Source organism: Paenibacillus sp. J22FR21 (assembly GCF_056269135.1).
This window is the reverse complement of record NZ_JBWDNJ010000003.1, coordinates 284,818-303,740: the sequence shown is the minus strand read 5'-3', so window position 1 is coordinate 303,740 and position 18,923 is coordinate 284,818. Positions and strand designations below refer to the sequence as shown.

Genomic DNA, 18,923 nt, shown 5'->3' with positions numbered 1-18,923 from the left:
ATGATGCTGCACCTCGAATTTGCTCAGGACGCATTCTCGTCAAATACATCTTCCTATCCTCCCTGACCGACTGGCGGCATTATCACTATTAATTCTTATTCTGCTTCGCCTCTATCGAAACCTGTTAGATTGTGATATCCCTACGAATAAAAAAAGCGAATGCATTTCCCGCAAAGGAGATGCAATCGCTTATTATGATCAAGCCAACCAACTAACCCCCATCTCCTCTAACGATCCCCTCCAGCCGGCAGGGGGCTCATTATCAGAGACTATGCAATGAATATCCGTCAGGTCGGCGATCTTCGCGACCGTTCGTTTGCCGATCTTCGAGGAATCGGCGACTACGATCGACGTTTCCGAGCAGCGGATCAGCTTGCGCGTGAATAAGGCCCGCTCGAAGTCGTAGCTCGTAATTCCGTTCTCGAGCGAGACGCCATCCACGGAGAGGAAGGATTTATGCACATAGAAGTCCTCCATCACTTTCTCTGCGATCGGGCCTGACACCCGCATATGCTTGCTATTGACTTCTCCCCCGATGAAGATCATTCTACCGTCGAACAACCCTCTCTTCTGATAGTCGATAAGAAGAATAAGCGTCGGAATGGAGCATACGAGAATGGTAAGATTGCGTTTGTCTGCCAGGTGGTGAAGAATCTGCATAGCCGTGCTGCCTTCATCGATAACGATAACGTCATCATTCTCGATTAAATTCGCCGCCAGCATACCGATTTTCCGCTTCTCTTCGGCATGAATGACCTCACGTTCGTGATAGGCAGGCTCGAAATCGGCCTGTACCTTAACCGCCCCGCCGTAAACCTTCTTGAGCTTGCCGTCCTTCTCGAGATCATCAAGGTCGCGCCGAATCGTCTCCGTCGTCACCTCGAACTTCTGTGCAAGCTCGTTCACTTGAACCTTCCCTTGGATGACCAACAGCTCAAGAACGCGTTTCTTTCTTTCCTCACTTGCCAGCGACATGCTGTTCACCCCTTGATCTTATTAGTGCCATTATATCAAAAGGGGATTCATTCGTAATAGCTTCCACTTGCAACCTCATGAATCGACAGCTCAATTTGCTCAAGCGCCCAGCGCATTTGCTCGATTGTAATCAATAGAGATGGCCGCAATGTAATGACATTGCCCTCAATAATCTTGAACGCGACGCCTCTTTCCATCGCCTTATACATGACAGCTTCGGCTTCCGTGACGGCTTTCTCTTTGGTCCGCTGATCTTTCACGAGCTCGACGCCAAGATGCAAGCCGACCCCGTTGACATTGCCCGCCATCGGACAACGCTCGCGAAGCCCTTCAAGCCATTCCAGCGTAAATTGGCCAACTTTCTCTGCATGCTCAACAAGCGAGTGTTTCTCCAGATATTCAATCATGGCCAGCCCCGCCGCAGCAGACAGCCCATTCTTCTCATGTGTAAAATGCCCGATGGACAAGTGGCCCAGCACGTTGAAGCTCTCTCTGGTTACGAGGGCAGCCATAGGAAGAAGCCCGCCGCCAAGCGACTTGCCAAGTACAAGAATATCCGGCGTCACACTGTGCTCACAAGCAAACATTTTGCCCGTACGACCGAAACCTTCAATAATTTCGTCAAAAATAAGCAGTGCCCCGTGTTTCTCGCACAGCTCCTTCACCCGCTCCCAGAAACGACGGCTTGGCACGATCGGAGTAGCCGAGATCGGCTCACCGATGACGCACGCGATATCACCTTCGCGCTCGAACAGGAGCTCCATCTGGCGCAGAATTTCATGATCCACGGCCTCATCTGAATCGAAGCCCCACGGGTTACGATAGTAATTCGGGAACTCCACATGGAGCGCTCCCGGCACCATTGGACCGTTGCCTGCTTTGAACAGGCGTTCGCCACCGACGCTTGAAGCCTGAAATCCGTTTCCATGGTAGGAATCCCAGAACGAGATCGTCTTCCACTTGCCCGTAATCTGCTTCGCCAGCATAACCGCCATCTCAATGGCTTCCGAACCGCCGGGTGCAAACAGCACGCGATCAAGCCCAGCCGGCGTGATTTCGACAAGCTTCTTAGCCAGCGCCACCGCATATTCGTTCGTATACCGCCTTGGCGTGAACGTTTGCTTGTTCCGTAGTGCCGTAATCACCGCTTCGATCACATCATCATTATTGAAACCAACGTTATGGACCCCGTTCCCGTGCATGTCGATGTACGCTTTGCCGTCCATGTCATAGATATAGATGCCTTCCGTCTTCGACAAGACGTTCATGACCGGAGTAGACAAGCTTTGATGTAGAAAATAGCGGTTGTCATCCTCGAAAACAGCCTGTGCCGCTGCACTCAAGTTGCGTTTCCAATAACGGCTCCGCGCGTCGGTTTGGTTGATGTCCCCTTGCTCCCTGCTCATCTCCATGACCTTTTTCCTCCGCTGATCATAATCGTCTATCGGTACTGCATCAGATTGAGCCCGTTATCAGTCGAATCAAATACATGAAACTTATCGTCACGGAATCGAATGTAAACAATGTCACCGGAATGAACATCTGCCTCGTTATCGACCAGGAAACGGATCATTCCCTCAAGCTGGTTCCGCGCATCGATGACCTTCACCAGCTTGCCGCTGCCCAGATGCTCGATGAGGTCAACCTTCATCGGAATCCCCAGCGCGTCCGCAGCATCGGTCAACGTGATATCATGCGGCCGCACGCCTAAATGAACCTGCTTGCCGATATGTTTAACATCTACCTTGCGCGCTTCCGGAACGGTGTATTGGAATCCCTTCGTCACGATTATTTGCACACCGTCACGCTGTTCGATTTTGCCCGCAATTAAGTTCATCGGCGGGTTACCGAGGAAGCTTGCGACGAACAGGTTCACCGGGTGGTTGAACAGCTCCTCCGGCGGCGCGTATTGCTGGATCTTGCCACCGTTCAGAATCGCGACACGGTCGGAAATGGCGAGTGCTTCCTCCTGATCATGCGTCACGATAATCGTCGTAACGCCGAGCTGACGCTGCAGCTTCCGGATCTCATCGCGAACGTCCAGCTTCAGCCGCGCATCAAGATTAGACATCGGCTCATCGAGCAGCAGAATCTCAGGGTCTTTAGCCAGGGCACGCGCCATCGCGACCCGCTGCTGCTGACCACCGGACAGCTGCGATGGCTTGCGATCGAGCAGATGGTCGATCTGCAGAATACGGCCCATTTCTTTAGCGCGTTCATACGCCTGCGCCTTCGGCACTTTACGCTCCCTCAGCGGGAAAGCGATGTTGTCGCGAACCGTAAGATGCGGATACAAGGCGTAGGACTGGAACACCATCCCTATGTTGCGATCCTTGGGCTCCACGTGATTGACCATCCGGTCTCCGAAGAAAATTTCACCCGAGGTAGGCTTGAGCAATCCCGCAAGCATCATCAGCGTTGTCGTTTTGCCGCAGCCGGAAGGGCCAAGCAACGCAACGAATTCCCCTTTTGGAATTTCCAGGTCGAGCCCGTCTACGGCTCTTCCGCTTTCTTTTTTGCCATCGTAGGATTTGACGATATTCCTCATTGTAATCACGATTGTTTCGCCCCTCCCATATTGACCTTCATAAACATCTTCTGCGTGAAAATATAGAACAGCACAACCGGCAGCGTGTAGAACAAGCCAATCGCGGTAATTAGGCCGTAGTTGATGATATGGTTCTCCTTCGTTACGAGCTTCGCCAAGTAACCGGCAAGCGTCAGCATTTTATCATCGAAGATGAGCAAGGTGAAGAGGAACCACTCGCCGTAGGCGCCTAGGAAAGCGAATACCGCGATCGCTCCTATACCGGAAAACACATAAGGAACGAGCACCTTGCGGAATGCGCCGAATCGGCTTGATCCGTCAACCATGGCCGCCCACTCAATATCCCAAGGCACCTCATCGAAGAAACCTTTCATGATATAAACCAGACCCGGAAGGGAGCCTGTTGTTGCCACGAGCATAACACCGAGGTAGTTGTTCACCAGTCCCATTTTGACAAGAATGAAGAACGTAGCAATGATGAGCGTAATACCGGGAAACGAACGCATCAGGAACAGAAACTTCAAAGCCGCCCCTTTGCCAACAAAATCAAGACGCGAGAACGCATAGGCGGTGGGCACGGAAATCCCAACCTCAATTGCGACAATAAGAAAGGAGTACACGATTGTATTGAGCACAATCGGCCAGATCATCGGCAGCTTCACGCCTGAGTATTCCACCGGTTTGGTAAAGAAGGAGAAATTGTCGAGCGAGAACTCCCCAGTCGTGAAATTCATCGTCGCGGCGAGAAAATACCATACGATCATGGCAGCAATCGGAAGCGTAAATAGCGTCATATAGGTGTGCACTAGCACTTTCTTTAACGTGCTGGTCGACATCGGGATTCACCACCGGTCTCCTAGATTAGTCTTCGATTCGTGAAGGCTTGATCATCTGATCGAAATCGAACAGGCGGATCAATAGCAGCGTCAGCACGAAGGAAATGAACACGACGATCAGCGATACCGCTGCCCCGTAGCCATAATATTTGAGATTAAATGCTTGCTGGAAGGCGTAAAGCGATAATGTCGTCGTATCTCGCATCGGTCCGCCATTCGTAAGCAGCATAATGAAGAAATACGAGGATACGAAGCCGATCAAATCCGAAATCGTGATATACATGAGCGGCCATTTGAGCGTCGGCAGAATGATTTTCAGAATAACGGACTTCTCACTGGCACCATCGACGCGCGCCGCCTTGTACAAATCCTCCGGAATCGAGTTGATTGCCGAAGACAGTAAGATCATGCCGCCTGACACCGTCGATACGATCGTCGCCAGAATGACGATGGCCATTGCGCCTTTCGTGAACCAAGATACCGGCTCCGAGATAATGCCCATATTTTGCAGGAATTCGTTAATCAAGCCGCCTTCGGTCGGGTCGAAAATAAACTTCCAGAAGGTGACGTACACGACAGACGGAATGATGCTCGGGATGAGCCATAACACTCTATAAATGACAGCCGTCACTTTGCCTTTAAGAAAATATTGCGTCGCAATGGCAATCACAAGCGCAAAGAGCAGCGAGATGACCAAAGTTAGAATGGCGAATACGGCGGTATTGCCCAGAATTTGCGGCAAGTTGTAGTCAGTCATTATTCGTTTGAAGTTGGTTAGCCCAATGAAATGGGGTTTCATGGATGCGTTTAAATCCGTGAAAGCCATCCCTACCGTCGCAATCGCCGGCAAGACGAAGAAGACAAGGACGAGTAAAGCGAATGGCATGATGAACAGATAAGGATAAATGATTTTGCGAACAGGTTTCTTGTATGGCTTTGATTCGAGTGCTTGTGCTTGAGTCATTTCGTTGCGGCCTCCATCCGTTGTGCGGCGTTACTTAGAGACAAGGTGAAACGGCTGTCGCCGTGCTACCGGCGGAGAAGCGCGTTTCATTCCGGTGAAATATAAGCATGGTATAAGGTGAAACTTATACTTTCTTATATTTGAGGGTAGGCGCCCTAATCGGGATTTGAGCGCCTATTCCTCTTATGCCTTATTCCTCAATGATTAGATGATCCGCTGGTACGTTTTGCTTTACTTCCTTCTCGAACAATTCATAAGCTTCTTCAGCTGTTGCGTTTTTGGTCAGGATCGCATCGATGCCAAGTGTGTAGCCTTTCGTGAATACTGCATAATCCGGTAGAGCCGGACGAGTCTTCGTGAACTCGACCAGGTAGGCGTGATCCTTGTAGAAGGACATTTCTTTGAAACGTGCATCCTCTTGTGCTTCAGGCGTTACCGGCAGCTTGCCGCTTACAACCGTATGGTTGATTTGCAGGTCAGGCGCGAGTACATTCTCGATCAGCTTCTGCACGTAAGGCATTTTCTCATCGTCAACGGTTGGGCCAACGAAGATCATAGCCGGGTTACTGTAGGAAACAGGCTTGCCGCCTTTGGTCGCGGAAGGAACCGGGATCCAAACTACGTTCTGATCGAACCAAGTGTTATAAGCTTGCACATCATCTTTCATGCCGTTTGCTTCACGCATCATTTGGTAGAATTCCGTACGCGCGAATTGGGCGAAGATCTCGCCTTTCACGAACATTGGCGCGGACATGTCAGTGTCAACGTCACCGATATTCTCTGCAATAACGCCGCGTTTCTTGGCATCTGCCCAGAATGCGTATACGTCTTTCGCTTTCGGTGTCAGCATCATTTTGTTCTGCGCAGCATCGTAGTTCACGAAGTCAAACGCGTAATTCCAGCCTTCGAAACGCGTATCTTCTACAGCGAAGCCGGTCTTCACGAGCTTCTTCTTCTTCGCTTCATCAGCCAAGTTAACCAGATCCGGGAACGTAAACTCGCCGCTGTCGACTTTGGCTTTCAAGCCATCGATTTGGTCCTTCGTCCAGCCGATGCCTTCCAGCGCCTTACGGCTGATGAATACAGGAGAAGCATCCATATCTTGAATCGCGCCATAGTAATGGCCGTCGTAGCTCATAATGTTCGTGTAGGATTCCGGTACGCTCTTGAACACGGCAGAATCCTTCACCCAGTCGATATCGCGGATCAGACCTGCGTCCTTCTCCCAACCGATGTCAACGCTGGAGTTGATAAACACATCTGCAACTTTGCCGGCTTGTGCTTGCAGGACAAGCTCATCGTCACCGATGCCAGGCCACCAATCGAGCTTTACTTGCACGTTCTCGGAAGCCAGCTGCTCGTTTGTGCGTTTCTCCGCTTCAATGAAGTTATCTTTACGTGCTCCCCATGTATTCTCGCGAACCGAAATCGTCACGACCTTAGGTTCTTTATTTCCCGCCGAGTTCGCGTTGTTAGCAGGAGCATTAGCGGATGTGTTACTGTTGTTGTTTGTTCCGCACCCCGCCAAGACACCCACACTCATGACCATTGTCAATGCAATACCAGCAAATTTCTTCACAGCTTATACTTCCTCCTTCGAGTCTCTTGAATGGATACCTTACAAGATTGAGTATAGAGCTCGTTTGTAAACTCGCTATAAAAACAACGTTAAGATTTTGTTTATTGTTGTTTTATTTGTTATTTCATTGTTTTAATCCTTGAAAACCTGTTGAATCGCTTCTTCTACGATGTCCAAAGCCAGAAGCAGCTGTTCCTCGGTTGCAATTAGCGGCGGCACCAACGTAAGCACATTCCCGCTGGAAACCTTGAAGCTGAGCCCTCGCTCCATACAGCGGTACATCACTTTCTCCGCTTGATCGCTCGCCTTTTCCTTCGTATTGCGGTCATTCACCAGCTCGATCGCAGCCATCATGCCGATGACTCTCACGTCTCCGATCGGCATATAACGCGATTTCATGTCTTCAAGTCTGGCTTTAAGCACCTTCTCCATTTGGCCTGCGTGCTCTACGAGACCGTTTTGTTCGATATATTCAATCGTGGCGAGCGCCGCGGCGCAGCCGACCGAGCTTTTCTCATGCGTATAATGACCAAGTGAAATGTCTTGCGCGACATCCAGCCCTTCGCGAACGATGATGCCTGCCATCGGGAACACGCCGCCTCCGAAACCTTTACCGATTACCACGATATCCGGCACGATGTCGTAATGCTCATGCACGAACATCTTCCCGGTTCGGCCGAACGCCGTCGGAATTTCATCCAATATTAGAAGCACGCCATAACGATCGCACAGCTCACGCAGTCGTTTGAAATACGCCTTAGGCGGAATTTGCACATCCGTGCTTCGGACCGGCTCCATCACAATCGCGCCGACATCACTTTCCCGCTCCAGCATGAACTCCAAGTAATCCAAGCATTTCAAGCCGCAGCCATCGCAATCCCCCATGAAACATCTGTAGCTGTTGAAAGGCATCATATGTTCCGTACCCGGAAGCAACGGGCCCATGGAGTTGCGGAATACACCTTCCCCGCCGACCGAGATCGCATCGAGGCTTGCACCGTGGAACGAATCCCATGTCGAGATGGTTTTGAATTTGCCCGTAGCTTTTCTCGCGAGCTTCAGCGCCATGCCTATCGCACTCGTGCCGCCCGGCGTGAACAAGACTTTGTTCAGATCGCCGGGTGCGAGTTCCTTGAGCTTCTTCGCCAGTTGGATGGCGACGGGGTTCGTGAATCGGCGCGGTAGGAACGGCAGCTCGTCGAGCTGGTTCTTAACCGCATCGATCACATATCGGTTCTTGTAGCCGACCTGATGGACGCTGTTTCCGTGGAAATCCATATATTTGCGGCCGTCCATGTCGATGAGGTAGATGCCATCCGCATCGGTAACGACGTTAAGGCATGGGGTCGACATCGATTGATGGATAAAATATTGGCTGTCTTCCAGCAATACATCCATCGTTTCCTCGCTTAAGTGCGTTTCTTGCCAGAGCTTCCGCTCAGAAGTAAGGTTAATGTCCCCTTCCGTCTTCATAAAGGCTTTTAATTCCAACTAGTCGCTCCCCTTTCATAGGTGCTAACTTGCTACATACTTTGCGCCAAATTTTTGGCCCATTTATTCGATCGATACCGGAACCATCCGATACAAGCTTTCGATACTTCTTCGAGCGCAAACACGAAGTAGACCCATTCGACCGGCCAATGAAACACGTAAACACCGGCAAAAACAAGCGGCAATGAAATGAACCAGGTCGTAACCAGAATCAACTTCATTGTATAGACGTTATCTCCACCTGCGCGGAACAGGCCGACGATCCACACATTATTGAGAAAATAGGCGGTGAGCACGAGCGATTGGATCAGCATGACATGTCCAAAAGCCGTCTTTACTTCCTCGCTCGTGTTGCCGAACAACTTCACGATATAAGGACTGGACACGGCGACAGCAACACTAACCAATAACGAGAGAATGACCGTTATCTTCGTAAATTTCCTTCCATAGAGGATCGCTTCACTCGGATCCTCTTGGCTTAATTTCTGTCCAATCATGACTTTGGCCGCATAAGCGAAACCGAATATTCCCATCATAAAATAACCATTGAATGTCCGAGACAGCTGAAAGGTAGCGAGAGCAGTCACGCCCATGTAACCGAATGCCACAGCATACAGCATGTTGCCGACTGACCAGAGTCCTTCATGGAGAACAAGCGGCATCGTCGTTCGGTACAAGCTTCTTGCGAACGATAATTTGAACGAGAACAGCGACTTGATAGGCACGTTGAAAGCAGCTTTCCTCGCATAAACGTACCCGATAAGCGCAACAGCGCTGATGACGGATGATACAAGCGTCGCCCAAGCTGCTCCTTCGACCCCATAGGCGTGAAACCCGAATTTGCCGTAAATCAATACGTAATCGAGACAGACGTTAACGGACATCGAGATGATGCCCACGATGAGCGTCGGTTTAACCAAACCGATGGACCCAAGCGCTTGGCCGAACGTGTCCTTTACCGAATTAATGAGATAGACCACTAACAGAATGGTAAGATAATGCACACCATAGGCCACCGCTGTTGGATCATTAATGAAAGCCGTTAACATCCCATGACGGAAAACAAATGCAACCCCTGCCAGCACTAGCGTTATGCCAATGCTGGAGGTGAGCATCAAGGAGAACGCCTTCTGCGTGGACTCCCGATCCTCTTTGCCATGGAACTGGGTGATGAAAGCTGTAATGCCATATACGCCCGATAAGATCATGCTCAGGATGAATCCAATCTGACCGACAGCAGCAACGACCGCAATGGCCGTATCGCCAAGCCCGCCGACCATAAGCGTATTTACAAGAGAGAACGAGTTGCCTATCAGCATCTGAAGCACAGTCGGAATGACCAGCTTAATCAGATTTTGACGAAATTCAGTATGCAATGCTGAGTTGCTCATAGGTGCTGTCTACATCCATTCTTCGGGGAAGATAGGATTGGACCAAGCGACATTGCCTTCGAAATCCATGCATTCCACCCGAACGTATCGCATCCCGGCGTCCAGAAGGAATGCCCCATCCGTTATTGCTGAAGCATCCCGATTGAACACCGTACGGCCATTGAAGGGATGCGTAATAAATTTGATGAACTTGACGGGCGAGCATTCAATCTTGAGATAGCCATCTTCCACTCGCAGATCATGAATGGCAGGACCGTTTGAGGAGTAATAACTGCCGGCTTTCAAGGCCTCAATAATTCCCTCTTGTCGCAAGCTCTCTGCCTGAACCGAAATCCATCCCCCGAAAAATTCCGAAATCGCGCTGTCCATGGGACCGCCATGTGCATCGTCTGCAGCGATTCCGAATACTTTACGTCCATTGCTGAGCAAGTAATCCCAATGCCTTACTCCATAACCGACCGCTTCGTCGAGCTCGGACTGGTGATTGTAGATCTCGACGGCAAAATAATGCTGGAGCTCAAGCAAGTCCTCCGGTTTGTTGCGCGACCACGTTGGATGATTCATGATGACGAGATTACCTTTGGCCCTCATCTCGTCGATCAGCTCTTGAATCGTATCCAGGCTTGTATAATCCGGCTTGGCGTGTTCTTCATCATGCTCGAATTCGGACGTGGAGCCGAGCGACGGATCAAGCAGGCCATGGATATGGTATTGCTGCCCCGTCTCTCTCCAGCTCATCTCGCATGCCATTTCGTACCCGCTCAGCATCAGGAAATTCTCGTCGTCATAGGCTTCCGATTTCCAATAGATCTCGTGATCGCTCAGGCACATGAAATCGTAGCCTTTCTCGCGATATGCTTTGATTACCGTTTCCGCCTCGTATTGTCCATCACTTCTCGTCGAATGGGTATGAAGATTGCCTTTGTATTTGCGTTTGCTGCCATCCAGAAAAATCATCGGTTTCATAGTAGATCCTCCACGAATACGGGATTCGTCCAAGCCACATTGCCATCGAAGTCGACGCATTCCACGCGGATATAGGTCATGTCCTCTTCAATTTCCATCATTGCTTGTGTAAGCGGCTCGCCGGTCATAAAGTTGCCGAAGAATGGCCCGCGTTGCGGGAATGCTTTGAACATAATGAACTTGCACGGGGAGCACTCGATCTTAAGTCTGCCGTTCTCCACCCGCAGATCGTACACTTCCGGACCAGAGCTTGAGTAAAATTGACCTGACTTGAGGCTGCGAATCACATCCGTATGCGTGAGCGAGTCCGCTTGTGCTTGAACCCAACCTCCGCCGTACTCCGGAATTTGCCAATTCGGGTCGTGGCTGTGGGAATCATCTGCGGCAATGCCGTACACGCGTTTGCCGTTCTGCAGCGCATGGTCCCAATAAGCGGCACCGTATGAGCTGGCTGTCGACCATTCCGTAGCATGATTGTAGATTTCGACGGCGAAGAAACCATCGTACTTCACCATGTCCTCGAACCTCGTTAAGTGCCATTCCGGGTGGTTGAAGACGACGAGATTACCATGCGAGCGAAGTTCGTCGATCAACAGCTGCGGCGAATGGTCGCCAACCCATGGCACAGGCGTAGGGAAAGCGTGAAGATGCTCGTAGCGCGGTTGCTCCGGTTGAGCGGTTGGATCGTCCAATACCCCAAAGTGATATCCTGGGTTCTTGTCCGGTACCGGATTCAGCTCGCCTCTCTCCGTTCCCGGGAGTGTAATAAAGTCTTGCGTGTTGAACTCTTCTGTACGTGTATAAATATCATGATCGCTCAGAGAAATGAAATGATAGCCTTTCTCCTTGAAAACTTGAACGACATCCGCGGCAGGCAAACGACCATCTGACCAGGTCGTGTGAAGGTGTAGATTTCCTTTGTACATCGGTTTATTGCGGTCGAGCAAGATAATATTCTTCATATGCCTTACCTCCACTTGGTTTGTTGTTGTTTTATAAATTGTTTTATGTGGTTTATATCAAGGATACATCGATAAACCGTACGATTCAATCGATTTCGGTAAAATTAACACGGAGTTAATACTCTTTTACAATCGAAAACAAACAATAAACCACATCATAAAAAAAGAAGCGATGGCAGCGCCGTAGTGGCGTGTCATCGCTTCTTGATATGTTCATCAAAGTTTACGGATCATGGAGCTCGTCGAAACAGAAAAACCACTCCTAATGGAGTGGTTTCTTAATTAGTCCTTATACCCTTATACCAGATGGCAAGCGACGCTGTGATCGTTCCCTACATTTCTGAACAGCGGCACTTCCTCACGGCAACGGGCTACCGCAAAGGGACAGCGAGTATGAAACTTGCAGCCGGACGGTGGATTCGCCGGATTTGGCAGTTCCCCGCTCAGCACGATCCGCTCGCGCTTGAGTTTGGGAATCGGAATCGGCACGGCCGAGAGCAAAGCCTTCGTGTACGGATGCAGCGGATTGCGGAACAGCTCGTCGCGCGAAGCGGTCTCCATCATCGAGCCAAGATACATTACGCCGATATGGGAGCATAAATGCTCGACGACACTTAGATCATGAGAAATGAATAAATACGTTAATCCCTGTGTCTCCTGCATTTTGCGAAATAAATTAATAATCTGTGCCTGAATGGATACATCCAGTGCAGAGACCGGCTCGTCTGCAATAATCAGATCCGGATTCAAGACGAGAGCGCGGGCGATGCCGACACGTTGGCGCTGTCCGCCTGAGAATTCATGCGGAAACCGATCGATGTGATACGACGACAATCCGCAAGCGGCAAGAACATCCATGACCCGATCGCGTATCTCTTCCTGCGGCACGAGACCATGATCGAGCAGCGCCTCGCCAATCGCATCGCCGATACGAACCCGGGGATTCAGCGAGCTGTATGGATCCTGGAAAATAAGCTGCATTTTCGGGCGAAGCCTGCGTAATTCCTCCGGAGGCAAGTTATAGAGATCAACGCCTTTGAATTTCACTTCACCGGCCGTTTTGTCCGTCAGTCGCAGGATCGTACGCCCTACCGTGCTTTTCCCGCTTCCGGATTCTCCGACGAGCCCGAAGGTTTCGCCCTGCTTAATCGAGAAGCTGATATCATCAACGGCCTTGACGTTGCCGACTGTACGGCTGAGCAGACCGGATTTGATCGGAAAATATTTCTTTAGCCCGTTTACCTCGAGCAGTGGTTGTTGTATCTCAGACATAAGCAATCGCCTCCTCATACAACCAGCATGCGACCTTTTGCCCATTTCCGACTTCCTTTAATTCAGGCTGCGTGGTTCTGCAAATGTCCATGCAGTGCGCGCACCGGTCGTGAAAGTAGCAGGATGGAACGAGCTCCAGCGGATTCGGAACCTGACCCGGAATGGAATACAGTTCTTCTTGGCGCTGGTTGATAATGGGCTTGGATTTCAGCAAGCCTTGCGTGTACGGGTGCTTCGGACTTTCAAACAAGGCAACAACTTCGCCTTCCTCTACGACTTTCCCCGCATACATGACCACGACATAATCCGCCATCTCCGCCACGACGCCAAGATCATGCGTAATGAGCAATATGGACATGTTGGATTCATCCTTGAAGCGGCGCAGCATATCGAGAATTTGCGCTTGAATCGTAACGTCTAGTGCCGTCGTCGGTTCGTCGGCGATAAGCAGCTTCGGACCGCACGAAATCGCGATGGCGATCATGATTCGTTGGAGCATGCCGCCGCTTAGTTCATGCGGATACGAATCCGCAATTTGCTCCGCGCGCGCAATCCCTACTTCGCCGATGAGCTCGATTGCCCGCTTCCGCGCAGCTTTCCTGCTGAGCTTAAGATGCTCCATCAACGGCTCCATCAGCTGCTCCCCGATTCGGAGCACAGGGTTGAGTGAGGTCATCGGTTCTTGAAAAATCATGGCGATTTCATTGCCCCGAACGGTACGGAGCTCATTGCGGCTTAGTGTTAGCAAGTTTTCGCCATGAAAAGAAATCCTTCCGCCCACCACCTGACCTGCCGGTGCTTCGACCAAGCCCATCACCGACATCGCTGTGATGCTCTTCCCGCTGCCTGATTCTCCGACGATACAGACGATCTCACCCTGGCGGACCTGCAGGCTGACATCATCTACAGCTCGAACGACACCCTCCTCGGTTTTGAAAATCGTGCTTAAGTGCTCTATATCAAGTACGTTCTCCATGCTCACGTACACCTACCTTTTCTGCTTGGGATCCAAGACATCCCTTAATCCATCCCCGAAAATATTAATAGCGATGACAGTCGCGAATATCGAGAAACCGGGCGGAATCCAAAGCCACGGATGGTCTTGAAAGTCGATCATATTGTTAGCGGCATCGATCATATTGCCCCATGTTGGTGTTGGCGCCATGACCCCGAGTCCGAAGTAACTGAGGACGGATTCGTATAGAATCGCCCCGCCGATGTTTAATGTGGCAATGACGATGAGCAGCGGTACCAAATTCGGCAGCAAGTGATTGAATAGCTTCCTTCGGTCACGAAGTCCGAGGACGACGGTTGCTTGCATATATTCTCGCTCGCGCAGGCTAAGCATCTGTCCTCGAACCATCCTGGCAAGCCCGGGCCAACCGACAATACTAAGCATCAGCATGACGATATACATGCGATAGTCCGTCGGTATTTTCCACTCTGACAGCAGTGCACCTAAGATGAATAGAAGCGGAAGGCTTGGAATCGTCAACAGCAAATCCGCCAGACGCATGATGATTTGATCGGCGATCCCCCGATAATAGCCGGCAATAACCCCAAGCAGTGAGCCGACGAAAACAGACAGAACCATCGAAGCCAAGCCGACGGTCAATGAAATTCGTCCCGCTTGCAGTGCCCGGGTCAGTACGTCGCGTCCCAGCGCGTCCGTTCCCAGCCAGTGCTTGAGATTCGGCGCTTTATTCATAAAGGCCATATTGATTTTGTTATCCGTGTACGGCGAGAACAACGGACCGATGAAACATGCCGCGAACATGAACGCCACGACAACAAAACCAAACACAGCCAGCTTGTTCTTGAGCAGTCGCCTCAAGGATTGCCTCCATAGCGACGTATATACAGGTTTAGCTTTAGGGGCCGACAAAACCGCAGTCCCCTCACTATGAGTCGTTGACATCCGTTTGGACCTCCTACAGCCTGACCCGCGGGTCGGCGACATGGTATAGAATGTCGGAGACCAACGTGCCGATGACGGTCAATATAGCAATAAACAAAGTGAATCCCATGAGCAGCGGATAATCCCGCAAGCCGAAGGATTGCATATAGAGCTGCCCGATTCCCGGCCAGTTGAAAATTTTCTCGATAATCAACGACCCTCCGAACAGCGCGGGAAGCTCGAAGCCGACCAGCGTAATGGCTGGCAGCAGCGCGTTGCGCAGCGCATGCGTGAACAACACCTTACGTTCTTTTAACCCCTTCGCGCGGGCCGTACGAATATAATCCTGCTTAATAACGTCAATCATATTGCTGCGGAAGTAACGCGTCAAAGAACCGACTCCGAGCAAGGTCATGACCATCACCGGAAGAATCATATGGTGTACGACTTCTTTGACATAGGCCAATCCCGTTGCATTGCTGCCCGTCGTCATCATGCCTCCCGGAGGCAGCCACTTCCAATCGACGGCTAGAATCTTGATCAGGAAGAGGCCGATAAAGAACGAAGGTATAGACATAGCGGCGAAGAGCGCCACCATGACGAACGTATCGAACCATGAATACTGCTTGTACGCGGCGATTACGCCGACGACGACCGCGATCAACCAAGTCAGAAACGTGGAAACGGCCGCAAGCAGGAATGAATTCCAAATATATTGGTTAAACAAAGTGAGAACCGGTTTCTGCTGCGACAACGAATAACCGAAATCGCCGTGGAACGCATTCTTCATCCAGATTGCATACCGCTCAATCACAGGCTTATTCAGCCCATAGATCTCCCGAAGCTCTGCTTTGCGCTCCGGCGTCAGCTTGATATTTCCCGTGATAAAATCTCCGGGCGTCAACGCGTACAAGCAAAATATCAAGAATGAAGAAGCGAACAATATGACGATGATATATAAGATACGCTTGGTAATGTAAGTGCTCATATGGACTCCTTAACCTGCTATTCCCTGCCCGGGAAATCCGAGCAGGGAATAGCATTCGTTTGTATCGTTATTGGCTCAGCGTCCAATTCGGCAAGCTTGGAGCAAGGCCGTTGAACGGGCTAACGCTTAGATTCTGAATCCGACCGTTATAGGCGTACACGCTCTTCTTATAATTCGTGAAGATGATTGGCAACTGGTCGTTCAGCAGCTTGTAAATATCCTTGTACACGGCTTTGCGCTCATCAATATTCGAAGTTGCCAAGCCTTTCGCGTACAATTCCTTAAAGGTTGCATCATCGTAGCCTGGAATCTCTCCGTCAACGAATTGCAGTAAGCCATCCGACGGATCGGTCAAGAGCGATGTCGAGAAGGAAGCCATATCATAGTCGCCGCCTTCCACCTTAGATACAAGCGCGTTGAAATCCGCGAATACTTCAGGCTCGAATTTGATGCCCAGTGCTTCGAAATCTTCTTTGGCTACAGCGATAAAGACATCCGTTTCCGGCTTTTTGTAGCCCAGGTAATGGATCGTCAGCTTCTTGCCGTCTTTCTCGCGAATGCCGTCTGCACCTGCTTTCCAGCCTGCTTGATCCAAGAGCTCCTTCGCTTTCTCCGGATCGAACTTATAGGAATTGATCCCATCCTCCGTATACGACCATGAGATCGGAGAAGAAGGAATGTTCGCTACTTGGCCAGCCCCTTGAGCAGCATCCACATAAATGCTTTGACGGTCTAAGCCGTAGGTGAGCGCTTGACGGACTAGTTTATCCTGCAGTGCCGGATGTTTCAGGTTCAATTGCAGATAGCCATACGTGCTTGGCGTATAAGGAAGAATATTCACGAAGCCAAGTGCTTTCAGCTTATCGATATTTTCCTTCGTAGCCGTGAACGACGCATAATCGACCTCGCCTGTTTCCAGGTACTGCCACGTATCGCCCTGTGCTGTTTTGTATATAAAATGCTCTGTTTTTGGTTTGCCATCGAAGTAATTCTCGTTTGCGATCATGCGAACTTCCTGACCCGGAATAAATTTCTCCAGCTTATAGGGTCCGGTGCCCAGCGGACTGCCGCTTAACTTCTTCATGTAATCCAATTGACCTTGTTTGTAGTCCTTGCCGTAATACGCCTTGGACAGCACGTCTGATCCGAGCAGGGTCAACGCACTGGCGTTCGGCTTCTCAAGCACGACGGATATCGTCTGCGGGTCGATGACCTTGATCCCCGATATACTGTTCGCCGTACCTGCTTTATAGGCGTCGCCGCCTTGGACATGCAGCGTGTTGACCATGGAGTCGCCGTCGTACGACTTGTCGTACAGAATCGTCCACGTAAAGGCGACGTCTTCAGCCGTAAGCGGCGAACCGTCGCTGAATTTCAAATCCTTGCGAAGATGGTACGTATAAGTCAAGTTGTCCGCGGATACTTCCCATTTTTCGGCTAAGCCGGGAATCGGAAGTCCTTTGTCGTCGACTTTGACTAGCGGCGTATAAAGCAACGACGAGACGTTGCCGTCATATCCGCTTTGTTGGAAGTACGGAGTGAACGCGCCGCTTGGATCGGTTAAGCCGACGATGATCGTATCCGTGCGCTGCTTGGCGATGTCCGGAAGTTTAGACATGTCTGACGCTGTGAAGAGGCCGGAAGCATCCTCTGCCGGAGCGGTTGTGTTCGCTGCATTGTTCGTTGCAGGCTGATTCACTTCCGTCCGGTTGGCAGCCCCCGTGGTATTATTATTGCCGCAAGCAGATAACAAGATGGCGCTCGCAAGTATGGCTGTTGATAAGGTTGCAATTTTTCTCTTCATGATACCCTCCTAGATTAGGCAGCTTTTGGCGCCTCTTTAATTCCGATAGAATTACTCGACTTTCTTCGTCCTTATTATAGGATCGATTTTCGGTTCTGTAAATAGAGAACTCAAAATTTATTCTTTATCTAAAGAATATATAAAGAATTGACTAGAAATACCCCCTCGTTCGGATAGGCTGCAGCAAACGAAAAAACCGCTTCCCCACCGTGAAATCACGTGTGTGGAAGCGGTTAATTTATGAAAGCTGACTTTCTATCCTCAGCCCTGCTCGATATAACCCAAGATTTTGCTATGAACCTGCTCCAAGGCGCTTGTCCTCAGGCTATAAGTAGTAAGCGTCTCCCCTTCGAAGTGCGCCGATAACATGCCGGCATATCGAAGCTTTGCAATATGATCATGGGTGATCCCCTTGGATAATTCCATATGGCGTACGATTTCGATGAACGAGCGCGGCCCTTGGTTGAGATATCTCAAAATCTTCAACCGGCTCTTCTCTGCCACGCTTCGGATCATGCGATACTCATGCGGCGCCAGAAATTCTTCGTCCTCCGCGTAAATTCTGGCTGCGTAATGGCAAATGGTAACTTTGCCAAAGCTGAAAATAACGTTAATCGGTTGAAAATGATACTGCGGCATGAGAATCAACTGTTCCAGTCCGTTGATCGGTGCGAAAGACAGTCCATTCGTCGTCTCATCGATGAAGGCATTCGGATCCGTCGACTGAAGCGCTTCCTTGCGAATAAGCGCTTGTTCGCGAAGCCCTTTCAGAATAAAGGGATCGATATGTCGAAAATATTGATCATTCCACTGCTCGAACAGATTGATGGTATGATCCCGAAATTCACCCATCTGGTCCGGGAACTGGTTACCGTAAGTCGACATTAATTCATACAGGTCTCCCGCCGACATCCCTTTGAGCCACTCCACGAAATCGACGACATCTTCTCCCGGGCATAAATGTACGAGTAAATACGTTAGTTTCCAGTCGCCGTCGATCTGAACACGATCCAGTACATCCGCTAATTCAGGCGTGATCATTTGACGGACCTGTTTGGACCAGGACGGAGTTAAATCGAGCTTTTTATGCGATTTACGGCAAATATAGGCATGCAAGCTGCCCATGATTTCGTATAATGGTTTGAATCTCACGTCCAACCTGTATTCCATGACGTAACGCCCCTCTCTGTCCTATCATTATAGCAACTGATCTTCGCTGAGCACCACTTCGATTTTCTCGGTTCCCCTTT

Annotated in this window: 16 protein-coding genes; all 16 read right to left on the bottom strand. The window is 50.3% G+C overall.

What is annotated here, in order from left to right; all coding sequences use genetic code 11:
• Positions 1 to 198 precede the first annotated feature (198 nt).
• The 16 genes from AC0YNS_RS12100 to AC0YNS_RS12025 all read right to left on the bottom strand — a co-directional run bounded on the left by AC0YNS_RS12100 (position 199) and on the right by AC0YNS_RS12025 (position 18,843).
• Complete coding sequence (locus AC0YNS_RS12100; RefSeq protein WP_475781241.1) at positions 199 to 975, bottom strand: DeoR/GlpR family DNA-binding transcription regulator; 777 nt, start codon at positions 973 to 975, stop codon at positions 199 to 201.
• 47 nt (positions 976 to 1,022) lie between these two features.
• Entirely contained in the window at positions 1,023 to 2,387 is a 1,365-nt protein-coding gene (gene pbfA / locus AC0YNS_RS12095) for a (R)-1-hydroxy-2-aminoethylphosphonate ammonia-lyase (RefSeq protein ID WP_475781240.1), read from the bottom strand.
• Positions 2,388 to 2,416: 29 nt separating this feature from the next.
• The gene (locus AC0YNS_RS12090) at positions 2,417 to 3,523 is read right to left on the bottom strand and encodes an ABC transporter ATP-binding protein (protein ID WP_475781871.1); all 1,107 of its coding nucleotides are present in this window, start codon (positions 3,521 to 3,523) and stop codon (positions 2,417 to 2,419) included.
• A gap of 5 nt (positions 3,524 to 3,528) precedes the next feature.
• Complete coding sequence (locus tag AC0YNS_RS12085) at positions 3,529 to 4,359, bottom strand: carbohydrate ABC transporter permease (protein WP_475781239.1); 831 nt, start codon at positions 4,357 to 4,359, stop codon at positions 3,529 to 3,531.
• 25 nt (positions 4,360 to 4,384) lie between these two features.
• Positions 4,385 to 5,323, bottom strand: coding sequence for a carbohydrate ABC transporter permease (locus tag AC0YNS_RS12080; RefSeq protein ID WP_475781238.1), 939 nt, complete (start codon positions 5,321 to 5,323; stop codon positions 4,385 to 4,387).
• 190 nt (positions 5,324 to 5,513) lie between these two features.
• A complete protein-coding gene (locus AC0YNS_RS12075; RefSeq protein ID WP_475781237.1) occupies positions 5,514 to 6,902 on the bottom strand; it encodes an ABC transporter substrate-binding protein in 1,389 nt (462 codons plus the stop codon).
• A gap of 132 nt (positions 6,903 to 7,034) precedes the next feature.
• Positions 7,035 to 8,393, bottom strand: coding sequence for an aspartate aminotransferase family protein (locus AC0YNS_RS12070; RefSeq protein ID WP_475781236.1), 1,359 nt, complete (start codon positions 8,391 to 8,393; stop codon positions 7,035 to 7,037).
• 32 nt (positions 8,394 to 8,425) lie between these two features.
• On the bottom strand, positions 8,426 to 9,784 hold the full coding sequence (locus AC0YNS_RS12065; protein ID WP_475781235.1) for an MATE family efflux transporter: 1,359 nt from the start codon (positions 9,782 to 9,784) through the stop codon (positions 8,426 to 8,428).
• A 9-nt stretch (positions 9,785 to 9,793) separates the two neighbouring features.
• Positions 9,794 to 10,750 (bottom strand): CehA/McbA family metallohydrolase domain-containing protein, encoded by a 957-nt coding sequence (locus AC0YNS_RS12060; RefSeq protein WP_475781234.1) that lies wholly within the window; start codon positions 10,748 to 10,750, stop codon positions 9,794 to 9,796.
• Positions 10,747 to 11,712, bottom strand: coding sequence for a PHP domain-containing protein (locus tag AC0YNS_RS12055; protein WP_475781233.1), 966 nt, complete (start codon positions 11,710 to 11,712; stop codon positions 10,747 to 10,749). Before AC0YNS_RS12055 ends, AC0YNS_RS12060 begins: the two co-directional genes overlap by 4 nt.
• Before the next feature lie 297 nt (positions 11,713 to 12,009).
• The gene (locus AC0YNS_RS12050; RefSeq protein WP_475781870.1) at positions 12,010 to 12,975 is read right to left on the bottom strand and encodes an ABC transporter ATP-binding protein; all 966 of its coding nucleotides are present in this window, start codon (positions 12,973 to 12,975) and stop codon (positions 12,010 to 12,012) included.
• A gap of 1 nt (position 12,976) precedes the next feature.
• Positions 12,977 to 13,960, bottom strand: coding sequence for an ABC transporter ATP-binding protein (locus AC0YNS_RS12045; RefSeq protein ID WP_475781232.1), 984 nt, complete (start codon positions 13,958 to 13,960; stop codon positions 12,977 to 12,979).
• Positions 13,961 to 13,972: 12 nt separating this feature from the next.
• A complete protein-coding gene (gene opp4C / locus AC0YNS_RS12040; RefSeq protein WP_475781231.1) occupies positions 13,973 to 14,902 on the bottom strand; it encodes an oligopeptide ABC transporter permease in 930 nt (309 codons plus the stop codon).
• Between the two features lie 13 nt (positions 14,903 to 14,915).
• Positions 14,916 to 15,869, bottom strand: coding sequence for an ABC transporter permease (locus AC0YNS_RS12035; RefSeq protein WP_475781230.1), 954 nt, complete (start codon positions 15,867 to 15,869; stop codon positions 14,916 to 14,918).
• A gap of 67 nt (positions 15,870 to 15,936) precedes the next feature.
• Complete coding sequence (locus AC0YNS_RS12030) at positions 15,937 to 17,673, bottom strand: ABC transporter substrate-binding protein (RefSeq protein WP_475781229.1); 1,737 nt, start codon at positions 17,671 to 17,673, stop codon at positions 15,937 to 15,939.
• Positions 17,674 to 17,934: 261 nt separating this feature from the next.
• The gene (locus tag AC0YNS_RS12025; protein ID WP_475781228.1) at positions 17,935 to 18,843 is read right to left on the bottom strand and encodes an ArsR/SmtB family transcription factor; all 909 of its coding nucleotides are present in this window, start codon (positions 18,841 to 18,843) and stop codon (positions 17,935 to 17,937) included.
• Positions 18,844 to 18,923: the final 80 nt, after the last annotated feature.